At 42.2% G+C, this 19,775-nt stretch carries 18 protein-coding genes and 1 other annotated feature; all 18 genes read right to left on the bottom strand.

Translation table 11 applies throughout. The features are described from left to right. Positions 1-16: 16 nt before the first annotated feature. Positions 17-847, bottom strand: coding sequence for a 50S ribosomal protein L2 (rplB, locus tag ACY8D0_RS21385; RefSeq protein WP_462412561.1), 831 nt, complete (start codon positions 845-847; stop codon positions 17-19). Between the two features lie 28 nt (positions 848-875). Next, positions 876-1,160 (bottom strand): 50S ribosomal protein L23, encoded by a 285-nt coding sequence (rplW, locus tag ACY8D0_RS21380; RefSeq protein ID WP_462412560.1) that lies wholly within the window; start codon positions 1,158-1,160, stop codon positions 876-878. Then, complete coding sequence (gene rplD, locus ACY8D0_RS21375) at positions 1,160-1,783, bottom strand: 50S ribosomal protein L4 (protein ID WP_462412559.1); 624 nt, start codon at positions 1,781-1,783, stop codon at positions 1,160-1,162. Before rplD ends, rplW begins: the two co-directional genes overlap by 1 nt. Before the next feature lie 28 nt (positions 1,784-1,811). Continuing rightward, entirely contained in the window at positions 1,812-2,438 is a 627-nt protein-coding gene (gene rplC / locus ACY8D0_RS21370; protein ID WP_462412558.1) for a 50S ribosomal protein L3, read from the bottom strand. 39 nt (positions 2,439-2,477) lie between these two features. After that, positions 2,478-2,786, bottom strand: a complete 309-nt coding sequence (gene rpsJ / locus ACY8D0_RS21365; RefSeq protein WP_007085291.1) for a 30S ribosomal protein S10 — start codon at positions 2,784-2,786, stop codon at positions 2,478-2,480. A 399-nt stretch (positions 2,787-3,185) separates the two neighbouring features. Then, positions 3,186-4,373: an elongation factor Tu gene (gene tuf / locus ACY8D0_RS21360; RefSeq protein WP_462412557.1), complete on the bottom strand. Its 1,188-nt coding sequence runs from the start codon at positions 4,371-4,373 to the stop codon at positions 3,186-3,188. 129 nt (positions 4,374-4,502) lie between these two features. After that, positions 4,503-6,584: an elongation factor G gene (gene fusA / locus ACY8D0_RS21355; RefSeq protein ID WP_462412556.1), complete on the bottom strand. Its 2,082-nt coding sequence runs from the start codon at positions 6,582-6,584 to the stop codon at positions 4,503-4,505. Between the two features lie 48 nt (positions 6,585-6,632). Continuing rightward, a complete protein-coding gene (rpsG, locus tag ACY8D0_RS21350) occupies positions 6,633-7,103 on the bottom strand; it encodes a 30S ribosomal protein S7 (RefSeq protein ID WP_042453947.1) in 471 nt (156 codons plus the stop codon). 41 nt (positions 7,104-7,144) lie between these two features. Further along, a complete protein-coding gene (gene rpsL, locus ACY8D0_RS21345) occupies positions 7,145-7,564 on the bottom strand; it encodes a 30S ribosomal protein S12 (RefSeq protein ID WP_462412555.1) in 420 nt (139 codons plus the stop codon). A 101-nt stretch (positions 7,565-7,665) separates the two neighbouring features. After that, positions 7,666-7,914 (bottom strand): 50S ribosomal protein L7ae-like protein, encoded by a 249-nt coding sequence (locus ACY8D0_RS21340; RefSeq protein ID WP_462412554.1) that lies wholly within the window; start codon positions 7,912-7,914, stop codon positions 7,666-7,668. A gap of 312 nt (positions 7,915-8,226) precedes the next feature. Next, a complete protein-coding gene (gene rpoC, locus ACY8D0_RS21335; RefSeq protein WP_462412553.1) occupies positions 8,227-11,826 on the bottom strand; it encodes a DNA-directed RNA polymerase subunit beta' in 3,600 nt (1,199 codons plus the stop codon). 102 nt (positions 11,827-11,928) lie between these two features. Continuing rightward, positions 11,929-15,489, bottom strand: a complete 3,561-nt coding sequence (gene rpoB, locus ACY8D0_RS21330) for a DNA-directed RNA polymerase subunit beta (RefSeq protein WP_462412552.1) — start codon at positions 15,487-15,489, stop codon at positions 11,929-11,931. A 254-nt stretch (positions 15,490-15,743) separates the two neighbouring features. Further along, entirely contained in the window at positions 15,744-16,343 is a 600-nt protein-coding gene (locus tag ACY8D0_RS21325; RefSeq protein ID WP_462412551.1) for a class I SAM-dependent methyltransferase, read from the bottom strand. 166 nt (positions 16,344-16,509) lie between these two features. Continuing rightward, positions 16,510-16,872: a 50S ribosomal protein L7/L12 gene (rplL, locus tag ACY8D0_RS21320; protein ID WP_462412550.1), complete on the bottom strand. Its 363-nt coding sequence runs from the start codon at positions 16,870-16,872 to the stop codon at positions 16,510-16,512. A gap of 48 nt (positions 16,873-16,920) precedes the next feature. Beyond that, positions 16,921-17,421 carry a 50S ribosomal protein L10 gene (gene rplJ / locus ACY8D0_RS21315; protein WP_462412549.1) on the bottom strand — a complete coding sequence of 167 codons (501 nt, stop codon included), beginning with the start codon at positions 17,419-17,421 and terminating at the stop codon, positions 16,921-16,923. 33 nt (positions 17,422-17,454) lie between these two features. After that, positions 17,455-17,597: a sequence feature (ribosomal protein L10 leader region), on the bottom strand. 59 nt (positions 17,598-17,656) lie between these two features. After that, complete coding sequence (gene rplA / locus ACY8D0_RS21310; RefSeq protein ID WP_462412548.1) at positions 17,657-18,355, bottom strand: 50S ribosomal protein L1; 699 nt, start codon at positions 18,353-18,355, stop codon at positions 17,657-17,659. 115 nt (positions 18,356-18,470) lie between these two features. Continuing rightward, positions 18,471-18,896, bottom strand: a complete 426-nt coding sequence (rplK, locus tag ACY8D0_RS21305; RefSeq protein WP_042453928.1) for a 50S ribosomal protein L11 — start codon at positions 18,894-18,896, stop codon at positions 18,471-18,473. Positions 18,897-19,103: 207 nt separating this feature from the next. Further along, positions 19,104-19,640 (bottom strand): transcription termination/antitermination protein NusG, encoded by a 537-nt coding sequence (gene nusG, locus ACY8D0_RS21300; RefSeq protein WP_462412547.1) that lies wholly within the window; start codon positions 19,638-19,640, stop codon positions 19,104-19,106. Positions 19,641-19,775 lie beyond the last annotated feature (135 nt).

Genomic DNA, 19,775 nt, shown 5'->3' with positions numbered 1-19,775 from the left:
CCGTAGTACAATCCCGTTATTTTTTACGACGGTTAACAATAAGTTTATCCGATTTATTTTTCTTCTTACGAGTTTTGAAACCAAGAGTTGGTTTACCCCATGGTGACATTGGTGATTTACGTCCGATTGGAGCGCGTCCTTCACCACCACCGTGTGGGTGATCATTAGGGTTCATAACAGAACCACGAACTGTTGGACGTTTGCCTAACCAGCGAGAACGACCAGCTTTACCAATTTTGATAAGTTCATGCTGCTCATTACCAACTTGACCGATAGAAGCACGGCATTCAGAAAGAATGTAACGAGTTTCTCCGGAAGTCAAACGAACTAATACGTACTTGCCCTCTTTACCAAGAACTTGTGCGCTAGTGCCGGCAGAACGTACTAATTGACCGCCCTTACCAGGTTTTAACTCGATGTTGTGTACAACAGTACCGACTGGAATGTTTAATAGTGGAAGTGCATTACCCACTTTAATATCAGCCTCAGGGCCAGACATAACAGTCATTCCAACTTCAAGATTTTTAGGTGCTAGGATATAACGCTTTTCACCATCAGCATAATTGATTAACGCAATATTTGCAGAACGGTTTGGATCATATTCAATAGTGGCAACGCGTCCTGGAATGCCATCTTTAGTACGTTTAAAATCGATGATCCGATATTGACGCTTATGGCCGCCACCTTGATGACGAACAGTTAACTTACCTTGGTTATTACGGCCGCCTCTGCTCTTTAAAGGAGCTAATAGAGATTTCTCAGGAGTGCTAGTTGTGATTTCTGCGAAATCAGATACTGTCATTCCACGACGACCATTAGAGGTAGGTTTGTACTTTTTAATCGCCATTTTGTTTCCCTCCTCTTCTTGTTAGTTTTTAGCTTTCAAAGAATTCGATTTCTTTGCTGTCAGCTGTTAATTTCACAATTGCTTTACGACGTTTGTTTGTATAACCGCCGAATTTACCCATACGCTTAAATTTACCTTTGTAGTTCATGATGTTAACTTTCTCAACATCAACGCCGAAAATTTCTACTACAGCATCTTTTACTTGAGTTTTGTTAGCTCTCACATCTACTTCAAAAGTATATTTTTTTTCAGCAATTAGGTCAGTAGAACGTTCAGTGATAACGGGGCGCTTAATGATATCGCGTGCATCCATTATGCAAGCACCTCCTCTACTTTTTCAACCGCTGCTTTAGTCATGATCAATTTCTCATGATTTACAACGTCTAATACGTTGATTCCATCAGCCGTTACAACCGTTACACCAGGGATATTACGAGCAGATAATGCTACGTTCTCATCAAGGTCTGCAGTAACGATTAATGCTTTTTTCTCAACAGAAAGACCATTTAAAACAGCTTTGAAGTCTTTTGTTTTTGGAGTTTCTACGTTTAAGCTCTCTAACACTAAGATGTTCTCTTCTAGAACTTTAGAAGATAGTGCAGATTTAATAGCTAAACGACGAACTTTTTTAGGCAATTTATAGCTGTAGCTGCGTGGCGTAGGACCAAATACGACACCGCCTCCGCGCCATTGTGGTGAACGGATCGAACCTTGACGTGCACGACCTGTTCCTTTTTGACGCCATGGCTTTTTACCACCGCCGCTTACATCAGAACGATTTTTTACGCTGTGAGTACCTTGACGTAAAGAAGCGCGTTGCATAACGATTGCTTCAAATAATACGTGTTGGTTAGGCTCAATTCCAAACACTGACTCGTTTAGTTCGATTTCACCAACTTGAGAACCAGTTTGGTTTAATAATGCTACTTTAGGCATTCCTTTTTCCTCCTTTCCGAAAAATTAATTATGCTTTAACCGCACCTTTAATTTTTAGTAATGCTTTTTTAGCTCCTGGAACGTTACCTTTGATTAAAAGCAAGTTGCGTTCAGCGTCAACTTTAACAATTTCAAGGTTTTGTACAGTTACTTGTTCTCCACCCATACGTCCAGGCAACAATTTGCCTTTGAATACACGGTTTGGAGCAACAGGTCCCATTGAACCAGGACGACGATGATAACGAGAACCGTGTGCCATTGGGCCGCGTGATTGTCCGTGGCGCTTAATTGAGCCTTGGAAACCTTTACCCTTTGAGATTCCTGTAACATCTACTAAATCGCCAGCAGCGAAAATATCAACTTTGACTTCTTGACCAACTTCATAGCCTGCTAAGTCATCTTCGCGGAATTCGCGAACGAAGCGCTTAGGAGCAGTATTTGCTTTTGCAGCATGCCCTTTTTCTGGCTTATTGGATAACTTTTCACGTTTGTCTTCGAAACCAACTTGAATAGCACTATAGCCATCAGTTTCAACAGATTTCTTTTGAAGAACAACGTTTGGAGCTATCTCAACAACAGTTACCGGGATTAAATTGCCATTCTCTGCAAATACTTGAGTCATACCAATCTTTCTTCCTAAGATTCCTTTGGTCATGTAAGTCACACCTCCTGTAGGTTTAAATGTTTATTTTGATTAAAGTTTGATTTCAATATCAACACCAGATGGTAAATCTAAACGCATCAAAGCATCAACTGTTTGTGGAGTTGGGTTAACGATGTCGATTAGACGCTTATGTGTCCGCATTTCAAATTGTTCACGAGAATCTTTGTACTTATGGACCGCACGAAGGATCGTATAAACAGATTTTTCAGTTGGAAGCGGAATCGGACCTGACACAGCTGCACCTGAACGTTTTGCTGTTTCAACGATTTTTTCTGCAGACTGATCAAGAATTCTGTGATCATATGCTTTCAAGCGGATACGAATTTTTTGTTTTGCCATTATTTTCCCTCCTTTATTCGCCTATTTTTAAAATAGACATACTCTGTGGAAATATCCTTACACACGCGCCATGGCAAAGCGGCCGGGTGTGTCAGCAACCTCCCACATCATCGCAGTCAAAGACCAACATTGTCTATTATACATAAAACACTGGGTAAATGCAACATAAAATTGATTTACATTGTGTTTTAACACTTTTCCTATTATAACGGGTCAGATAAACAATTTCAATAGGGTTATGCATTCTCCAATAATATCCTAATTTATTGGTTTTTATCATACAATTTGGATTACTTATTATATAGAAGAAACACAGTTCACCTTATTAGGGCCATTGTCTTTTTAGCATAAAAAAAAGCAGATGGATCGTCACCCATCTGCTTTTGAAACATTGTTTTATTATTTAATAACAGTTGTGATTGAACCTGAACCAACTGTACGTCCGCCTTCACGAATAGAGAACTTTGTTCCTTCTTCGATCGCAACTGGAGCGATTAGTTCAACAGTCATTTCAGTGTTATCGCCAGGCATTACCATTTCAGTACCTTCTGGAAGAGTAATGATTCCAGTAATATCAGATGTACGGAAATAGAATTGTGGACGGTAGTTTGAGAAGAATGGAGTATGACGTCCACCTTCTTCTTTTGACAATACATAAACTTGAGCTTTGAAAGAAGTGTGTGGGTTAATAGTTTTTGGCTTAGCCAAAACTTGTCCACGCTCAACATCGTCACGAGCCACACCACGAAGAAGGGCACCGATGTTGTCACCAGCTTCTGCAAAGTCAAGAAGCTTACGGAACATTTCAACACCTGTTACAGTAGTTGATTTTGGCTCTTCAGTGAAACCAACGATTTCAACAACGTCGCCAACTTTTACTTGTCCACGCTCTACACGGCCAGTAGCAACAGTACCACGACCAGTGATAGAGAATACGTCCTCAACTGGCATCATGAACGGTTTGTCAGTGTCACGAGTTGGAGTTGGGATGTAGCTATCAACAGCTTCCATAAGTTCATGGATTTTTGCTTCCCATTGTGCATCGCCTTCAAGAGCTTTAAGAGCAGAACCTTTGATAACTGGTACATCGTCACCAGGGAAGTCATACTCAGTAAGAAGGTCACGTACTTCCATTTCTACTAATTCAAGTAATTCTTCGTCGTCTACCATGTCGCATTTGTTCATGAATACTACAAGGTAAGGAACGCCTACCTGACGAGAAAGAAGAATGTGCTCACGAGTTTGTGGCATTGGGCCGTCAGCAGCAGATACTACTAAGATAGCTCCGTCCATTTGAGCAGCACCAGTGATCATGTTTTTAACATAGTCAGCGTGTCCTGGGCAGTCTACGTGTGCATAGTGACGAGCATCAGTTTCATACTCAACGTGTGCAGTAGAGATTGTGATACCACGTTCTCTTTCTTCTGGAGCACCGTCGATTTGATCGTATGCACGAGCTTCTGCTTTACCTTGTTTAGCAAGTACAGATGTGATTGCAGCAGTTAGGGTAGTTTTACCATGGTCAACGTGGCCAATTGTTCCAACGTTAACGTGTGGTTTAGAGCGGTCAAATTTAGCTTTTCCCATTTGAAAAATCCTCCTTTGGATTATAAAGTTTATAAGTATATTTTTAGTGGAAACTGCTATATTGAGGATTCAAAATAACAGTTTCCATTAATACATAGTAGTTATACTTGATAGAAAGCCGAAGGTCAATTATTGGCCTTTATTTTTTTTAATTATTTCTTCAGAAACTGATTTTGGCACTTCTTCGTAGTGATCGAAGTGCATGGAGAATACTCCACGACCTTGAGTACTTGAACGAAGGGCAGTTGCATAACCAAACATTTCTGAAAGTGGAACCATTGAACGTACCACTTGTGCGTTACCACGAGCTTCCATTCCCTCTACCCGACCACGACGAGCTGTAATTTGTCCCATGATATCACCTAGATATTCTTCAGGGATTACCACTTCAACTCTCATCATCGGTTCTAGGATAACAGGCTGACATTTTGAAGCAGCGTTTTTAAGTGCTAAAGAAGCAGCAATTTTAAACGCCATTTCAGAGGAGTCAACATCATGGTAAGAACCATCAAATAGTCTTGCTTTAATATCAACTAACGGATAACCGGCAAGTACACCACGATCTAAAGCATCTCTTAAGCCAGCTTCAACCGCTGGGATGTATTCACGAGGAACAACACCACCGACGATACCGTTTTCGAATTCAAAGCCTTTACCTTCATCGTTTGGAGCGAATTCAATCCAAACGTGACCGTATTGTCCACGGCCACCAGACTGACGGGCAAATTTACCTTCAACTTGTGCGGAAGCACGGAAAGTTTCACGGTAAGCAACCTGCGGTGCACCAACATTTGCTTCAACTTTAAATTCACGGCGCATACGATCAACAATGATATCTAGGTGAAGTTCACCCATACCAGCGATGATAACCTGTCCAGTTTCCTGGTCAGTATGTGCACGGAAAGTTGGATCTTCTTCTTGAAGCTTTTGCAGGGCAGTTGTCATTTTGTCTTGGTCAGCTTTTGACTTAGGTTCTACGGAAAGTTGGATTACAGGCTCTGGGAATTGCATAGACTCTAGGATTACAGGGTTTTTGTCATCACATAGAGTGTCGCCTGTTGTTGTATCTTTTAAACCTACAGCTGCTGCAATGTCACCGGCAAAAACCTTAGAGATTTCTTGACGGCTGTTTGCGTGCATTTGCAGGATACGTCCGATACGCTCACGCTTTCCTTTTGTAGAGTTCTGAACGTATGATCCAGACTCTAAAGTACCAGAGTAAACACGGAAGAACGTTAATTTACCAACATATGGGTCGGTCATAACTTTGAATGCTAGAGCTGAGAATGGCTCTTCATCGTTTGAGTGACGCTCAAGAACTTCATCCGGATCATCCACATCATGACCTTTGATTGAAGGTACATCGAGTGGAGATGGAAGATAGTCGATAACTGCATCCAACATTAATTGAACACCTTTGTTTTTGAAAGCAGAACCACAGATAACTGGATAGAATTCAACATTAACTGTACCTTTACGGATGGCAGCTTTTAACTCCTCAATAGAGATTTCTTCTCCGCCAAGATACTTTTCCATTAATTCTTCATCAAGTTCTGCTACTGCTTCAACAAGCTTTTCATGGTATTCATCAGCTTGTGCGCGGTATTCTTCTGGAATTTCCTTTACTTCAATATCAGTACCAAGGTCATTGGTGTAGAAATGAGCTTTCATTTCTACTAAGTCAATGATGGCTTCGAACTGATCTTCAGCACCGATAGGTAACTGAATTGGGTGGGCATTCGCTTGCAAACGATCATGTATTGTTTTTACAGAATACAAGAAGTCTGCACCGATTTTGTCCATTTTGTTAACGAACACAACACGTGGTACTCCGTAAGTTGTTGCTTGGCGCCAAACTGTTTCAGTTTGTGGTTCTACACCAGACTGCGCATCAAGTACAGCAACTGCACCATCAAGTACACGAAGGGAACGTTCAACTTCTACTGTGAAGTCTACGTGTCCTGGGGTGTCGATGATGTTTACACGGTGACCTTTCCATTGTGCTGTTGTAGCAGCGGAAGTGATTGTGATTCCGCGCTCTTGTTCCTGCTCCATCCAGTCCATCTGGGACGCGCCTTCGTGAGTTTCACCGATTTTATGAATTTTACCGGTGTAATAAAGGACACGTTCAGTGGTGGTCGTTTTACCGGCATCAATGTGAGCCATGATGCCGATATTACGAGTGTTTTCTAAGGAGAACTCTCTTGCCATTTGGTTTTTCTCCTTCCTAGTATGAAAGTATTGGGATTGAAGATGAAATTACCAACGATAGTGAGCAAACGCTTTGTTTGCTTCTGCCATTTTGTGTGTATCTTCACGTTTCTTAACAGATGCACCAGTGTTATTAGCTGCATCCATGATTTCGTTAGCTAAACGCTCTTCCATGGTTTTTTCACCACGAAGACGTGAATAGTTCACTAACCAACGAAGACCAAGAGTTGTACGGCGGTCAGGACGCACCTCAACTGGAACTTGGTAGTTAGCACCACCTACACGGCGTGCTCTAACTTCAAGTACAGGCATAATGTTTTTAAGTGCTGCTTCGAACACTTCCATTGGTTCTTTGCCAGTGCGTTCGCGAATAATATCAAAAGATGAGTAAAGAATAGCTTGAGATTTACCTCTCTTACCGTCAACCATCATTTTGTTGATTAAACGGGTAACCAGCTTTGAATTGTAAAGCGGATCTGGCAATACATCTCTCTTTGCTACAGGACCTTTACGTGGCATCGTATTTCCTCCTTTCAAACAAGCTCTATATTTTTATGATTTTATTTTTTTGCTTTTGGTCGTTTAGTACCGTATTTTGAACGGCCTTGCATACGGTTATTTACACCGGCAGTGTCAAGTGCACCACGAACGATATGATAACGTACCCCTGGTAAGTCTTTTACACGTCCGCCACGGATTAGAACAACACTGTGCTCTTGAAGGTTGTGGCCGATACCAGGAATGTACGCAGTCACCTCAATACCATTTGTCAAACGTACACGTGCATATTTACGTAACGCTGAGTTTGGTTTCTTAGGAGTCATTGTACCAACACGAGTACATACCCCGCGTTTTTGTGGTGAAGATACATTTGTTTGAGATTTTTTAAAGCTGTTATAACCTTTGTTTAGCGCTGGTGATTTTGATTTCTCAGTCACTGATTGACGAGGCTTGCGCACTAATTGGTTAATTGTAGGCATGTTTTTTCCTCCTTTCACGATTTGTTGACCCACACATCCAGGTGGTTCATTTTTTTGCAAAAACAAAGTTCTTGCAGACTATACTACTGCAAAAACAGTTTTTAACGAATAATTGCAACAGCTGCAGCACCTACTTGTATTCCACATGCTTTTCCTAATTTTTTCATTGAATCGCAATATTGGACAGGAATATCATGTGCAAGAGCTTCGTGTATTGCTTTTTCGATGAGTTTTGGTTCAGCATCGCCAGCAACGATCAACTCTTTTACAATACCTTCCTTAAGTGCTTTGACTGTTTGTTTTGTTCCTATAATAATTTCATTGGCCTTCAATACTTTTTCATAAGACATAATTTCATATCCTCCAAAGTATCACTTATAGGAGCACCTTTGATATAGTACCATCTTCTAAAAAAGATGTCAAATAGATTTTTTACTTTTTTTGTTAGCTATAATAAATATGGCTGTTGATTGCAGCATAAGAAGCTCAGCAAATCCGCGGGGGTGACAGGTAGTTTCCCCCTATTCCGCAGCAGTTGAGCCTATCCGCTCCAATCAACAGAATAAAAAAACTGCATTATCGTTTAACAGAGTCCTTTTGTTGAAAAGTAAATAATTCTATAAAATGCGGTGCCAGTTTAGACTGGGCACCGCATTTTTAGTTTATTCAACGGTAATCGGATCTTCTGATGTGGTGTCCCTTAGAACCGGTTCTGCTTTGCGATAGCGCTGCATTCCTGTTCCAGCAGGTACAAGCTTACCGATAATGACATTTTCTTTCAAGCCGAGCAATTCATCGCGCTTGCCTTTAATTGCTGCATCTGTAAGAACCCTTGTGGTTTCTTGGAACGATGCGGCTGACAAGAAGGAATCCGTCTCAAGTGATGCTTTGGTGATACCAAGCAATACCGGACGTCCTGTTGCAGGCATTTTGCCACTAAGTAATGCTTTTTCGTTTGCATCCGTAAATTGGTGAATATCAAGAAGTGTTCCAGGCAATACCTCGGTTTCGCCCGCATCACTGACACGTACTTTACGAAGCATCTGACGTACCATTACCTCTACGTGTTTATCGCCAATTTCAACCCCCTGCATGCGGTATACCTTCTGAACCTCACGCAATAGATACTCTTGGACAGATTTGACGTCTTTTACCTTAATTAGTTCCTTCGGATCGATAGAACCCTCGGTTAACTCTTCACCGCGTTCTACCTTATCTCCAATAGCCACTTTCAGACGGGCCGTATATGGAGCATTGTAGGTGCGGGACTCCACTTCGCCCTGAACGACGATTTCGTGTTGACGGTCACGTCCCTCGTTAATGCCCACAACGGTTCCTTCAATTTCTGAAATTACCGCTTGACCTTTAGGGTTACGGGCTTCAAAGATTTCTTGAATACGCGGTAAACCTTGAGTGATATCGTCTCCAGCCACACCGCCTGTATGGAAGGTACGCATGGTTAACTGTGTACCAGGCTCACCAATGGACTGGGCGGCAATAATACCAACTGCTTCGCCGACTTCCACTTCTTGGCCCGTTGCCAAGTTGCGACCATAACATTTTTTACATACGCCGTGGCGGGTATTACATGTGAACGCAGAGCGAATCCTAACTTCCTCGATACCTGCCCCAACGATCACTTCAGCAAGGTCTTCGGTAATGAGTTCATTTTCTTTCACAATGATTTCATTGGTTTTTGGATGTTTAATATTATTACGGGCATAACGGCCAATTAACCGCTCTTCCAACGTTTCAATAATTTCTGTACCGTCTTTTAAGGCACTAATTGAAAATCCGCGGTCCGTACCACAGTCATCTTCCCTGACAATAACATCCTGGGCAACATCAACCAGACGACGTGTTAAGTAACCAGAGTCGGCCGTTTTAAGGGCTGTATCCGCAAGACCTTTACGGGCACCGTGAGTCGAGATAAAGTACTCTAATACGGTTAATCCTTCACGGAAACTTGATTTGATTGGGAGCTCGATAATCCGGCCGGCCGGGTTCGCCATCAAGCCGCGCATACCTGCTAACTGGGTAAAGTTAGAGGCGTTACCACGGGCACCCGAGTCACTCATCATAAAGATTGGGTTTGTTTTAGCCAATGATTTCATCAATTTCCCCTGGATGGTATCCTTTGCACCGCTCCAAATGGAAATGACGCGTTCATAACGTTCGTCCTCGGTAATTAAACCGCGTCTGAACTGCTTCATGACATTATCCACTTTTCCTTGGGCTTCATGAAGAATCTGCTGTTTTTCACCTAATACGACGATATCCGCTACCCCAACCGTAATACCGGCTTTGGTTGAATATTTAAATCCGAGATCCTTCATACGGTCAAGCATTTTGGATGTTTCGGTGATTTTGAACCGTTTAAATACTTCGGCAATGACATTACCAAGAATTTTCTTCTTGAACGGATCTACCAATGGCATGGATTGAATTTTCGCTTTGATGTCCTCGCCTTTTGCAACAAAATATTTTTCAGGAGTTTTCACTTCAAGATTATCTCTTGTTGGTTCGTTAATGTATGGGAAAGATTTTGGCAGAATCTGATTGAAAATCATTTTACCAACAGTGGTTATCAACATCATTTGGTTCTGCTCTTCTGTAAAGGTCTCATTCCCTAATGAACCAGCGAAAACGGCAACGCGGCTGTGCAAATGAACATACCCATTTTGGTAAGCTAGTTCAGCTTCTGCGGTGTCGTTAAAAATCATACCTTCACCGATAGCGCCGTCCCTTTCCAATGTTAAGTAATAGTTTCCTAATACCATGTCCTGAGAAGGTGTAACAACCGGCTTACCATCTTTAGGGTTCAAGATGTTTTGAGCCGCTAGCATTAATAGACGAGCTTCTGCTTGTGCTTCAGCAGACAGTGGCACGTGAACGGCCATCTGGTCACCGTCGAAATCCGCATTGTATGCTGTACATACGAGCGGGTGAAGACGGATTGCACGTCCTTCAACAAGTGTTGGTTCAAAAGCCTGAATCCCCAGTCTATGCAGCGTTGGGGCACGGTTAAGTAATACCGGATGTTCTTTAATGACGTCTTCTAAGACATCCCAAACCTCAGGGGACACTCGTTCAATTTTCCGTTTTGCAGACTTAATGTTGTGGGCTAGCCCTTTTTCAACAAGCTCTTTCATAATAAACGGCTTAAATAGTTCAAGTGCCATTTCCTTCGGAAGGCCACATTGGTACATTTTCAAGTTAGGGCCCACGACGATAACAGAACGGCCAGAGTAGTCAACCCGTTTACCAAGCAAGTTTTGGCGGAAACGGCCTTGCTTCCCTTTTAACATATGGGATAGTGATTTTAATGGACGGTTACCAGGACCTGTTACCGGACGTCCGCGGCGGCCGTTATCAATTAGCGCATCTACCGCTTCCTGAAGCATCCGCTTTTCGTTTTGAACGATAATACTCGGAGCTCCTAGGTCTAATAAACGCTTTAACCGGTTATTACGGTTGATTACACGGCGGTATAGGTCGTTTAGATCAGATGTAGCGAATCTTCCGCCATCCAATTGTACCATCGGGCGAAGCTCCGGAGGTATGACTGGAAGGACATCGAGAATCATCCAAGATGGTTCGTTTCCTGAGTTACGGAAGGCTTCCAATACCTCAAGGCGCTTTATGGCTCGTGTACGGCGCTGTCCTTGGGCTGTTTTTAATTCTTCTTTCAGGGCGTCTACGTCTTTATCTAAGTCGATATCGGATAATAGCTTTTTGATGGCCTCAGCACCCATGGATGCTTGGAATTTGTTTCCGTATTTTTCGCGATAGGTACGGTATTCTTTTTCGGATAATAGTTGCTTCTTCTCCAACGCTGTGTCGCCAGATTCTGTTACAACATACGATGCAAAATAGATCACTTCTTCTAATGCACGAGGGGACATATCCAAGACAAGTCCCATACGGCTTGGAATTCCTTTAAAGTACCAAATGTGGGAAACAGGTGCAGCAAGCTCAATATGGCCCATGCGTTCACGGCGGACTTTGGCGCGCGTTACTTCTACTCCGCATCGGTCACACACTACACCTTTATAGCGGACACGCTTGTATTTGCCACAGTGGCACTCCCAGTCTTTTGTCGGACCGAAAATTCTTTCACAGAATAATCCGTCTTTCTCAGGCTTTAACGTACGATAGTTAATCGTTTCTGGCTTCTTGACTTCTCCGAATGACCATGAACGGATTTTATCCGGTGAAGCAAGGCCAATCTTCATGTATTCAAAATTATTAACGTCCAACAAGGGGCCTACCTCCCTTTTGATCTCCAGGTTTTACCCGCTTTTTAATTCATGCTGGCAGCTTATCCCCCTATCACAAGGGGGATAATGCTGTTCTATTTTCCATTATTCTTTTGTACCAACCTTTTCAGATTCAAAGCTTGGTGTTTCAGAAACAATATTCAACGTGTCAACCTGCTGCAGGTCATCATCGTCATCGGTATCCCGCATTTCAATTTCTTCTTCATCGCCAGAAAGAATCTTAACATCCAATCCAAGACTTTGAAGTTCTTTAATTAATACTTTGAATGATTCAGGAACGCCTGGTTCTGGTACATTTTCACCCTTGACAATGGCTTCGTATGTTTTCACACGGCCAACCACGTCGTCGGACTTGACTGTAAGAATTTCTTGCAGTGTATAGGCAGCACCATAAGCTTCGAGCGCCCAAACCTCCATCTCACCGAAGCGCTGTCCGCCGAATTGAGCTTTACCACCCAATGGCTGCTGTGTAACAAGTGAGTATGGTCCTGTGGAACGGGCATGCAATTTATCATCAACCATGTGTGCAAGTTTAATCATATACATGATACCAACTGATACACGGTTATCAAACGGTTCTCCCGTACGTCCATCATATAGGAGAGTTTTCGCATCACGGGACATGCCGGCTTCTTCGATAGTTGACCAAACATCTTCCTCACGGGCTCCGTCAAATACCGGTGTTGCCACATGAATGCCGAGGTATCTTGCAGCCATACCTAAATGAAGTTCCAGCACCTGACCGATATTCATACGTGATGGCACCCCTAATGGGTTTAACATGATATCAACCGGTGTGCCATCTGGCAGGAACGGCATGTCTTCTTCCGGAAGGATGCGGGAAATTACCCCTTTGTTACCATGGCGTCCGGCCATCTTATCACCCTGATGGATTTTACGTTTTTGAACAATATAAACGCGGACAAGCTGATTGACTCCTGGAGGGAGTTCATCGCCATCTTCGCGGTTAAATACTTTTACATCATGGATTATTCCGCCGCCGCCATGTGGTACCCTTAGTGACGTATCACGGACTTCACGTGCCTTTTCACCGAAAATAGCATGCAATAGACGTTCTTCCGCCGTCAGTTCCGTTACCCCTTTTGGCGTTACTTTACCGACAAGCAAATCGCCGTCTTTTACTTCGGCACCAATTCGGATAATACCACGCTCATCCAAGTTGCGAAGTGCATCTTCGCCGACGTTTGGAATATCGCGTGTGATTTCTTCAGGTCCTAGCTTCGTATCACGGGATTCTGATTCATATTCCTCGATATGAATCGAAGTATAAACGTCATCTTTAACCAAACGTTCACTCATGATGATGGCATCCTCATAGTTATAGCCATCCCAAGTCATGAAAGCAACAAGGACATTTCGTCCTAACGCGAGTTCACCCAATTCCATGGATGGTCCGTCACCAAGTACCTCACCTTTTACCACACGGTCACCAACCGCAACGATTGGTCTTTGGTTATAGCACATTCCTTGGTTAGAACGAACAAATTTCAACAGGCGGTATTTATCAAGGTCACCCTTTACTTCTTGACCATCAATTTGTTTTACGCGGCGAACCCAAATTTCACGGGCCTCTACATGTTCGACAATACCTTCATGCTTACAAATAACAGCTGCACCTGAGTCTTTCGCTGATACATATTCCATACCAGTACCGACACGTGGCGCTTCTGGCTGCATAAGCGGAACTGCCTGCCGTTGCATGTTTGCTCCCATCAAGGCACGGTTGGAGTCATCGTTTTCTAGGAATGGAATACAAGCGGTGGCTGCGGATACAACCTGCTTTGGTGATACATCCATATAGTCAATCCGTTCACGTTTTACAGTGGTGTTCTCACCGCGGAAACGAGCGACTACTTCCTCATCAAGGAATGAACCATCCTCATCTAGACGAGAGTTTGCTTGGGCAACAACATAGTTATCTTCTTCATCAGCCGTCAGATAATCAATCCGATCCGTTATTTTACCTGTATCAGGATCAACTCTACGGTACGGTGTTTCAATAAAGCCGAAACGATTGACCTTCGCATAGGTTGATAACGAGTTAATAAGACCGATATTCGGACCTTCCGGCGTCTCAATCGGACACATACGGCCATAGTGGGAATAGTGAACGTCACGAACTTCCATTCCTGCGCGCTCACGTGTTAATCCACCAGGTCCTAGTGCTGATAAACGGCGTTTATGGGTCAATTCCGCAAGCGGGTTGGTTTGGTCCATAAACTGAGACAGCTGGGAACTTCCGAAAAATTCCTTGATTGACGCAATGACCGGACGAATATTGATTAGCTGCTGCGGTGTAATGGTCGCCGTATCTTGAATGGACATTCTTTCACGGACAACACGTTCCATCCGTGACAAACCAATACGGAATTGATTTTGCAGCAATTCGCCTACAGAACGAAGACGTCTGTTACCTAAATGGTCGATATCATCGGTATCGCCTACACCATGCAATAAATTGAAGAAGTAGCTGATAGAAGCGATAATATCTGCCGGAGTAATATTTTTAATTGGCTCTGCTACATAAGCATTACCCATTACATTGATCATTTTTTCGTTTTCATCGCCAGGGGCATAAATCTTAATCCCTTGCAAAACGATATCTTCTTCCACTACTCCTCCTACTGGACTATAGCTTCGGAAATTAATGTTTTTCTCAAGGGCAGGCAAAATACGATCGAGATTTCTTCTATCAAGAAGAGTTCCCTTTTCAGCAATAATTTCACCTGTTTCCGGGTCAGCCAGCGTTTCAGCTAAGCGTTGGTTAAATAAGCGATTTTTAATATGAAGCTTTTTATTGATTTTATATCGGCCTACATTAGCCAAGTCGTATCGCTTTGGATCGAAGAAACGTGATATTAGTAAATTCTTCGCATTTTCAACTGTTGGCGGTTCACCTGGACGCAGGCGTTCGTAGATTTCAAGCAGCGCTTTATCTACGCCTTCCGTATTGTCCTTTTCCAGTGTATTGCGAATGTACTCATTATCACCAATCAAGTCAATAATCTCTTGATCGGAACCAAATCCAAGCGAACGCAGCAATACTGTTACAGGCAGCTTCCGTGTGCGGTCGATTCTGACATAAACGACATCTTTGGCATCTGTCTCATATTCAAGCCAGGCACCCCGGTTCGGAATAACCGTAGCAGTGAACCCTTTTTTACCGTTTTTGTCGACCTTTGCATTGAAGTACACACTCGGTGAGCGCACTAGCTGCGATACGATAACGCGCTCTGCACCATTAATGACAAATGTGCCTGTTTCTGTCATAAGCGGGAAATCGCCCATGAATACATCTTGGTCTTTAACCTCGCCTGTTTCTTTGTTTACAAGACGCACTTTCACCCGGAGTGGAGCAGAATATGTAACGTCCCGTTCTTTCGATTCCTCAACAGAGTACTTTGGCTCGCCAAGGCTGTAATCAATAAATTCAAGTGATAGGTTACCAGTAAAGTCTTCAATTGGCGAAATATCCTGGAACATTTCACGCAATCCTTCATCTAAGAACCATTGATAGGAAGATGTTTGGATTTCGATAAGATTTGGTAATTCCAACACTTCACTGATTCGCGCGTAACTCCTACGTTGGCGGTGTCGTCCATACTGAACTAGTTGACCTGTCAACTGATTCACCCCTCAAATCAAGCGTTATTTAAATAATCTATTAGCCCTTCAAGAAAGAAGCGGATGCTCTTCCTATCAGACAAAAAGAAAAAGGGTTTTTTGCTCAAAAACCACATTTTCACATTTTGACTATTATTTTGTCATCATTTCCTTCTTATGCCGATTTTATACTAAAAATAAGTATTTAAAGGAATAATTCGGAAATTATTATGATGGCATTTTATAATGCTATCACAACGGCATATTCGAGTCAACTATTTTGTTGCTTTAATAATAAAATAACCTTTCGACTTATCAACGGTTTCTACCCGTGAAAATAATTCTTTTAGTTTTTCTAGAGCCGATGGAGCTCCCTGTTTCTTTTGAATGACGACCCACAGTTCACCAGAAGAGGCCAAGCGGTCAAAGCTTTGTTCAAAGATATCATGAACTGTCTTTTTTCCGGCCCGAATGGGCGGGTTTGTCAGAATGGCTGCAAAAGCCATTTCCATCACATTCTCCAGCCGATCACTTTCGTATATCTTTACGTTAGAAATACCGTTTTTTTCTGCATTTTCCTTAGCCAGCTCAATAGCCCGCTCATTCACATCCACCATATGTACAGTACTTCTAGAATATTCTTTTGCAATCGCCAAACCAATCGGTCCATAGCCGCAGCCAACATCAAGGATATCTCCCTCTATATCCGGCATTCGGAACGTTTCAATCAGCAAGCGTGAGCCAAAGTCTACTTCTCTTTTGGAAAAAACGCCATTGTCCGTTTTAAACCGGAACAAATGGTTTCGCAAAGTATACTCCCAATATTTTGGGTTACTTTCAACGTTTTGGGTACGGGAATAATAGTGTTCTGACACGAGATCACCTCCGGAGAGCAGATATGTGAAGAATAGATGTGGAATATTATATAGTATTACCAAAAGTAAAAAAATCTTTTGAATCCAGGCATACGCCGCTGACTGAATCCTTCACTTTTAAATCAAAAAAGCCCGCTATGCAGCGAGCTTTTCTTCATTAGTAGAATTACTTAACTTCGACGTTAGCTCCAACTTCTTCAAGTTTAGCTTTGATTTCTTCAGCTTCTTCTTTAGAAGCGCCTTCTTTAACTGCTTTTGGAGTGTTGTCAACAAGTTCTTTTGCTTCTTTAAGACCAAGGCCAGTGATTTCACGAACAACCTTGATAACTTTAATTTTTTGATCGCCAGCGCCAGCTAGGATTACATCAAACTCAGTTTTTTCTTCAGCAGCAGCAGCGCCTGCACCGCCAACTACAGCTACAGGAGCAGCAGCAGTTACGCCGAATTCTTCTTCAATTGCTTTTACTAAATCGTTAAGTTCTAAAACAGTCATGTTTTTAACTGCTTCAATGATTTGTTCTTTAGTCATTTTAAAGTTCCTCCTTAAATTTTCGATATGTTTTAGTTATAGGCTAGCTTACGCGCCTTGTTCTTCTTTTTGATCTGCCACAGCTTTTGCAGCAAGAGCAAGATTACGGATTGGAGCTTGAAGTACGCTAAGCAACATAGAAAGCAAGCCTTCGCGTGAAGGAAGTTCAGCAAGAGCTTTAACCTCTTCAGCTGAAGCGACATTACCTTCGATAACACCTGCTTTAAGTTCAAGTGCCTCGTTCTTTTTTGCAAAATCGTTTAAGATTTTAGCTGGTGCTACTACATCTTCTGTACTGAACGCAATTGCGTTAGGACCAGTTAATGCAGCGTTTAAGCCTTCAAGACCTGCAGCTTCAGCGGCACGGCGAGTCATTGTGTTTTTGTAAACTTTGAAATCAACGCCTGCTTCGCGAAGTTGTTTACGAAGTTCAGTTACTTCTGCAACTGAAAGACCACGGTAATCAACAACGATCGTTGAAACACTTGATTTTAACTTCTCAGCAATCTCGTCAACGACTTGTTTTTTAGCTTCGATTGCACTGCTCATCTTAACACCTCCTGTAGATTCTCTACATTCATACCAGGCAAAGTAAAGCCTCCATATCGAGCAAAAGACATGGAGGCTGCAAGAATAGCTTTAATCAGCTAATATATCGCATTACCTCGGCAGGAAATTAAGCGTATTTACGCACCTGCTGTCTACGGTACAAATGTTTATTAAATTTAACAACAAAATATATTCTATTCAATATCCTGTTGTTTGTCAAATGGTAAAATTTATATTATCTTGCTGCAGCAGTTGAAGGGTCAACTTTGATTCCAGGTCCCATTGTTGAAGCAACAGTTACGTTCTTCATATAAGTACCTTTAGCTGCAGAAGGTTTTACTTTTAACATTGTGTCGAACACAGTAGTGAAGTTCTCAACAAGTTTTTGATCTTCGAAAGAAGTTTTACCGATAGGCACATGGATGTTACCAGCTTTGTCTACACGGTATTCTACTTTACCAGCTTTGATTTCAGCAATTGCTCTTGCTACATCAAAAGTAACAGTACCAGTCTTAGGGTTTGGCATTAAGCCTTTTGGTCCTAATGTACGTCCTAGTTTACCAACTTCACCCATCATGTCAGGAGTTGCAACGATAACATCGAAGTCAAACCAGCCTTGTTGGATTTTGTTGATATACTCCGAATCGCCTACATAGTCTGCACCGGCAGCTTCTGCTTCTTTCACTTTTTCACCCTTCGCAAATACTAATACGCGTTGAGTTTTACCAGTACCGTTTGGAAGTACAACTGCTCCACGGATTTGCTGGTCAGCTTTCTTAGGATCAACGCCCAAACGGAAAGCAACTTCAACTGTTGCATCAAATTTTGCAACGTTTGTTTTTTTAGCAAGTTCAATTGCTTCTGCAATTGGGTAAGCTTTTGTGCGATCTACAAGCTTAGCAGCTTCTAAATACTTCTTACCTTTTTTAGCCATTATTTTTTCCTCCTCAAAATTGTGGTTTTAACGTTGAATAACTCCCACGAAAAAGGTTGCGAGCATTTTAAAACTACGCAACCCCTTCATTACATTCAAACAGTATTCACATGGATTAGTCTTCGATAACGATACCCATGCTGCGTGCAGTACCTTCAACCATGCGCATTGCTGCTTCAACGCTAGCTGCGTTAAGGTCAGGCATTTTTTGTTCCGCAATCTCGCGTACTTTATCACGCTTTACTGTTGCTACTTTATTACGGTTAGGCTGGCCTGAACCAGACTGAATTCCAGCTGCTACTTTCAAAAGAACGGCAGCAGGAGGAGTTTTCGTAATAAATGTAAATGAACGGTCTTCAAATACCGTGATTTCAACAGGAATAATCAATCCAGCTTGATCTGCTGTACGTGCGTTAAATTCTTTACAGAATCCCATGATGTTTACACCGGCTTGACCAAGTGCAGGACCAACTGGCGGTGCAGGGTTTGCTTTACCAGCAGGGATTTGTAATTTAACAACTTTAATTACTTTTTTAGCCACGAGACACACCTCCTTAAAGTCCGTGATGTGGTTAACAGGGTGTTACCCCTCCCACTCATCTCTAGTCTTTATATAAATACAAAGAACTTACAAAAGTCTTAGTCCAGTAAATACTAGACATACTGACCTATGAAATATTAACATTTTTTATCATCGATTTCAAGTTTTTTTACAATATCTGATGATAAATGTTCAATTTCCTATAAACTAGTCCATTTTTTCAATCTGTGAGAAGTCCAATTCCACCGGAGTGTCACGGCCGAACATATTGACAAGAACTTTCAATTTCGCCTTATCCTTATCCATTTCCTCTATGTTACCAGTAAAGTTGGCAAACGGGCCTTCCTTCACGCGGACGGTTTCGCCAATTTCAAAATTAACATCAGCCCGCTTTTCTTCTACACCCATGCGTTTTAGTATGAACGTCACTTCTTCCGGCAGCAAAGGAGTCGGCTTAGAACCCGACCCCGCTGAGCCGACAAATCCTGTTACTCCAGGAGTATTCCGTACTACGTACCATGAATCATCGGTCATGACAAGTTCCACTAGGACATACCCAGGGAAAACCTTGCGCTTGACCACTTTTTTCTTGCCATTTTTTAATTCTGTTTCTTCTTCTTCAGGAACAATAACTCGAAATATTTTATCCGTCATTCCCATTGATTCTACACGTTTCTCTAAATTGGCTTTTACTTTATTTTCATAGCCGGAGTAAGTATGCACAACATACCAATTCTTTTCCATTTAAGAGGACTAGAGCGTCCGTCCCTCCTTACAATTTGGTCGGAGACTTTATCATTTTTTTCCAATTAAAAAACCCGCGGGAACGGGTTTTTTAGATAAAATGTCCTTTATTAATCATCATTATACCATGAATGA

The sequence above is a fragment of the Neobacillus camarae genome, from assembly GCF_054950115.1.
This window is presented reverse-complemented; position numbering and strand designations above follow the sequence as displayed.